At 61.6% G+C, this 4,802-nt stretch carries 6 protein-coding genes; 1 reads left to right on the top strand and 5 read right to left on the bottom strand.

The features are described 5' to 3' along the window. Positions 1-926, top strand: a 926-nt coding sequence (locus AC1DRJ_RS19335; RefSeq protein ID WP_477803562.1) for an amidase, incomplete at its 5' end; no start/stop codon positions are given. Positions 927-974: 48 nt separating this feature from the next. On the opposite strand, the gene AC1DRJ_RS19330 is transcribed toward AC1DRJ_RS19335, so the two are convergent. The 5 genes from AC1DRJ_RS19330 to AC1DRJ_RS19310 all read right to left on the bottom strand — a co-directional run. After that, positions 975-1,355 (bottom strand): RidA family protein, encoded by a 381-nt coding sequence (locus tag AC1DRJ_RS19330; RefSeq protein ID WP_477803561.1) that lies wholly within the window; start codon positions 1,353-1,355, stop codon positions 975-977. A gap of 86 nt (positions 1,356-1,441) precedes the next feature. Then, complete coding sequence (locus tag AC1DRJ_RS19325; RefSeq protein ID WP_477803560.1) at positions 1,442-2,458, bottom strand: M14 family metallopeptidase; 1,017 nt, start codon at positions 2,456-2,458, stop codon at positions 1,442-1,444. A 69-nt stretch (positions 2,459-2,527) separates the two neighbouring features. Next, a complete protein-coding gene (locus AC1DRJ_RS19320; RefSeq protein ID WP_477803559.1) occupies positions 2,528-3,535 on the bottom strand; it encodes a DMT family transporter in 1,008 nt (335 codons plus the stop codon). After that, positions 3,535-4,233 carry an ABC transporter permease gene (locus AC1DRJ_RS19315; RefSeq protein WP_477803558.1) on the bottom strand — a complete coding sequence of 233 codons (699 nt, stop codon included), beginning with the start codon at positions 4,231-4,233 and terminating at the stop codon, positions 3,535-3,537. Before AC1DRJ_RS19315 ends, AC1DRJ_RS19320 begins: the two co-directional genes overlap by 1 nt. Before the next feature lie 9 nt (positions 4,234-4,242). Beyond that, positions 4,243-4,802: ABC transporter permease subunit (locus AC1DRJ_RS19310; protein WP_477803557.1), on the bottom strand; the 560-nt coding region annotated here is incomplete at its 5' end.

Here is a 4,802-nt window from a genome sequence, read left to right as displayed (position 1 = left end):
CAGTGCGCCCTGCCTCCTATCATGAACTGGCGGCAAAATCCGAGGCGCTTGCCGGCAAGCGTTTCGGCGTGCCGCGGATGTACATCAACAAAGACCCCGACGCAGGCACCAGCGAAGCGCCGGGTATCGGCGGGCCGACGGGGCAGCGCATCAACACTCGCGCCTCGGTGATCGGTCTGTGGGAAGCGGCTCGCCAAGCGCTCGAAGCGGCCGGAGCTGAAGTGGTCGAGGTCGACTTCCCACTGGTTTCCAATTGCGAAGGCGACCGTCCGGGGGCGCCGACCGTGTTCAATCGCGGCATCGTCTCCAAAGAGTTCCTGCACCATGAGTTGTGGGACCTGACGGCCTGGGCGTTCGATGACTTCCTTCAGGCCAATGGCGATCCAAAGCTGAACCGCCTGGTCGACGTCGACGGACCGCTGATTTTCCCCCACGATTCCGGCACGCTGCCTAACCGCGAGGGCGACCTTGCCGCGGGCATGGACGAGTATGTGCGGATGGCCGAGCGCGGTATCACGCCGTGGAACGAGATCACCACCGTGCCTGATGGCTTGCGCGGGCTTGAACAGACGCGGCGTATCGATCTTGAAGAGTGGATGGATCGGTTGGGGCTCGATGCAGTGCTGTTCCCGACGGTCGCTGACGTTGGCCCGGCGAATGCCGATGTCGATCCGGCGTCTGCAGACATCGCGTGGAGCAACGGCATCTGGGTCGCCAATGGCAACCTCGCCATCCGCCACCTCGGAGTCCCTACCGTCACCGTACCAATGGGCATCATGCCGGACATCGGCATGCCCGTCGGGCTGACCTTCGCCGGTCGCGCCTATGACGATTCGTCGCTGCTGCGCTTGGCGTCGGCGTTCGAAGCGACCGGGTCGAAACGCTTGATTCCGCCGCGTACCCCGCCGCTGCCAGGTCAGCCGTAAAGGTAGAACGGGATTGGAGTGTTACTAACTCCAATCCCGTTCAACGATTCAACCCTTGGCCGCCATCGCAGTGACTTCCACACGCATGCCTTCGACCGCCAACGCGGCCACGCCCACAGCGGCGCGAACCGGCCACGGCTTGGCGAAGAAACGCTTGTAGACCTCGTTGAACGCGGCACGGTCGGCCATGTCGGTAAGGTAGATGGTCAGGTGCAACACCCGATCCATCGAACTGCCGGCGCGTTCCAGCGCGACTTTGAGCGCTTGCAGCGTGCATTCACTCTGCTCGACGATCCCACCCAATTCCAGACTGCCGTCAACGCGAGTAGGGATTTGTGTGGAGACCAGCAGGCCGCCGAAACCGGCTACGTCGGAGGAAATGGAATCCTGGTCCGGGTCAGGGGTGAACGTGATGTCGTGATTGGCCATGGGGATCTCGTACTTGAATGATTGGGGCTGTCGCGTATCAGGCGCGCAGTTTACAACCCCTGGGCGCAATGCTGTTCGTCAATCACCTAGTTCGGGTCCAGCAACCCGCCGCTCCAGTTGCGCGAGACCCGGCTGCCGGTGAGTTTCGCCACCACCATGCCCTGGGACACCAGCCGATCCCGGTAGCGGGTGACCATGCGCCCCGCTTGCTCAGCCACCAACACCACTTCGGACGACGGATCGCCCGGTCGCCGCAGAATCCGTGCAAAGCGCTGCCCTTCTTCGACGAAATCGCCGAGCTCTTTTTCAAAGATCAGCACCCCGGGCTGCGGCGCCAGAATGGTTTCCATATGGCCCATTTCCATCGCCTCGACGGGCCAGTCGGCGGGGGCCTGCGCTTCATCGATCACTGCGCAACCGCACAGCCAAATGTACAACCCTTCGGCGTCCTGCTCGGCAAACCGGTCGCTAACATCGCCCTGCCCGCGCAACTCCAGCGTCGCCGCCATGTGCTGCTCGGTGACGCCGTCGCGCAGCCACGGCGCGATGATGGTTTCTTCGAAAGAGCCATCGCCGCCGTCATCCCAGATGATCGCCACGTCCATCTTCATCGCAGCGGCCAGTTCGCGGCCACGGGGCCAGAAACGCCGGTGAACGTAGAGGTAGGGCAACGCTTCGTCATCGGTGTGCAGGTCGAGCATCACATCCGCCGGGGCCGCCAATTGCACCAGTTTTTTTTGCCATTCCTGAACGTTGGTCGACGGTTGGGCCATGGCGGCCGACTGGTCGAACGCGCGGTTGAAGTTATGCCCGGTGGCGTCGTGAAAACGACCGAGAATTCGCCCTTGGCGAAACTGCCCGATACCCAGCGGATTGGCTTGTGGCACCACCGTCACACAGCCGTTGAGCCGACCTTGGGCCTCGGCGATCTCGAGCTTTTGCATCAACAGGTGCAGTACCAGCATTCCGGCGATTTCATCGGCATGCACCCCGGCCTGCAAGTGCACTTTCGGCCCGCTGCCATTGCCCTCGAAAAGCCAGGCACCGACCTGAACCGGATCGCCGTTATTGTTGCGAACACTGAACGAAACATCCTGCGCCATCTGCTTGTCCTCCCGCGTCACGAACGTTTAAAACCGAAACATTGCCATGGCCGAATCTGAAGATTCAGTTTATCGGCGATGCTCGGCGGACTCTGGATCGAGTGGTGGCTGAACCCCGACACCTTCAGCCCCGCCAACGGGCTCCACATCTGTCGCTGCTGGATAAAGGGGCTGCGACACGGAGCATTCAGCACCGACGACGTCTTGTGAGGGGTGTCGCCCGAAGATCATCGCAAGGGTGCCACTGACGGCGATCAGCCCGGCGCCGACCATCAGCGACACATCCATCAGCGTGCCCCAGATCAAGCTCGACAGCAGGAACGCCCAGATCAACCCGGTGTATTCGAACGGCGCCAGCAACGTTGCAGTGGCCCGCTGAAAACTGGCAAACAACAGAAACTGGCCGATACCGCCGACCAACCCGGCACCGAGCATACCCAGCCAGGCCGGGGTCGGCGCCGGGGTGTGGGTCCAGGGCAACGCCACCGCCATGCAAATCACAAACACCACGTTGGTGATCAACATCTGTTCCAGCACGGAAGTCTGCTCATCCACCTGGCGCAATTGGATGTAGGTAAACGCCCAGCACATCGCCGCTAACAGCGTCAGGACCACCGGCAGCGGATCGGTCATGTTGCTGGGGCGACAGGCGATGATCACGCCGACAAAACCGATGATCAGGCTGAACCACTGCCAGCCGCTCGCGCGTTCCTTGAGAATCACTGCCGCCAGCACAGTGACCATGATTGGCGCGGAGAAATACAGCGTGGTCATTTCCGCCAGGGTCAGGTCCCGGGCCGCCGTGTAGTACAGCACCCAGGCGACAATCGACAACAATCCGCGCACCACCAGCAAACGCCGGCTCGGCGAGTGCCAGGCACGCTGGACCAAGCGCAAGCGCCCCACCAACAGGCAGGCCAGCACCACCACAAGGGCGCGCCAAAACAGAATGCTGACCACCGAATAATCCGCCACCAGCCACTTGATGGCGGCATCCTGCAACGCCAGGAACGTATAACCCAAGGTGCACAGGCCGATGCCTTGCAACGACCGGTCGACGATCCGTGGCGCGTTCATTACATCGACCTGCGCACGGGCGTCCCGCGCCGTTCGGCAAAGGCAAACAGCGCTTCGATCAAAAACGTGAGACAGATATAGACGCCGGCCACCAGCAGCAACGGTTCATACACTTGCAGGGTTTGGGCCCGCACCACGTTGGCAGCGCCCAGCAAGTCGATAATCGCAATCGTCGACGCCAGCGCGGTGGACTTGAGCAACATCACGGTTTCCCCGGCGAGTGTCGGCAACAACAGGCGCATCGCCCGAGGCAAACGCACCCGCAGCAACGACTGGCGTGCCGTCATGCCAAACGCCGAAGCAGCTTCCATCTCACCTTTGGGCACCGCCAACAGACCGCCGCGAATCACTTCGCCCACATAAGCGCCCACCGACACCACCAAGGCAAACACGATGTACCAGTAACCATCCCGCAGGTACGGCCAGAGGAAACTGCTGCGAATCAACGGGAACTGCGCAAACAGGCTGCCCAGACCGTAGTAGAAAATGTAGATCTGGATCAGCAGCGGCGTACCGCGCGTCACGCTGGTGTAAAACAGGCTGACGTTGGCGATCACTCTGTTCTTCGAGATCCGCGCCAGCGCCACCAGCACCGCGAGCGCGAAACCCAACACGCTGGAAATCAACAGAATGGTGATGGTCGTTTGCAGCCCGCGGCCCAACAGCGCCGCGTATTCAACTATCCACGCTGGAATCATTTCATTCACTCAAGCCAAAGGCATCCAGCGACGGATGCGTCGCTCAAGCCGTCCAGACAGGTAGTTGGACGCCAACGTCACCGCGTAATACATCGCCGCGGCGGTGAGGTAGAACAGCAAGTAGTGACGCGTCGAACCCGCGCCTTGCTTGGCGGTGTACAGCAGCTCGTTGGTGCCGACCACGCTGATCAATGCGCTGTCCTTGATCAGGTTGATCCACAGGTTGGCCATCCCGGCCATGGCGTAAGGCGCCATGATCGGCAGCGTGACCCGTCGGAACAGGCCGAACCCGCTCAAGCCAAACGCCTTGGCCGCCTCGATCTGGCCAAAAGGAATGGCCTGGATCGCTGCCCGAAAAATCTCCGACGCGTAGGCGCCTTGCACCAGGCCCAGCACCACAATCGCCGCCAGCGGGCCGCTGACATTCACGGTGTCGTAGCCCATTTGCACCATCAGCGAATTGAGAAGCATGGAGCCTACGTAGTACAGCAGCAGGATCAGCAATAATTCCGGAACCGCGCGGAATATTGTGGTGTAGCTGCGCATCAACGCCGCGATCGGTTTGGGCG

The sequence above is a fragment of the Pseudomonas sp. P5_B2 genome, assembly GCF_056400445.1.
The sequence above is the reverse complement of the archived record's forward strand: the minus strand, read 5'-3'. Positions and strand labels throughout refer to the sequence as shown.

Coding starts and splice junctions, on each gene's coding strand:
- AC1DRJ_RS19330 (WP_477803561.1), bottom strand. CDS start 1,355: ATGGCCAATCACGACATCACGTTCACCCCTGACCCGGACCAGGATTCC.
- AC1DRJ_RS19325 (WP_477803560.1), bottom strand. CDS start 2,458: ATGGCGCAGGATGTTTCGTTCAGTGTTCGCAACAATAACGGCGATCCG.
- AC1DRJ_RS19320 (WP_477803559.1), bottom strand. CDS start 3,535: ATGAACGCGCCACGGATCGTCGACCGGTCGTTGCAAGGCATCGGCCTG.
- AC1DRJ_RS19315 (WP_477803558.1), bottom strand. CDS start 4,233: ATGATTCCAGCGTGGATAGTTGAATACGCGGCGCTGTTGGGCCGCGGG.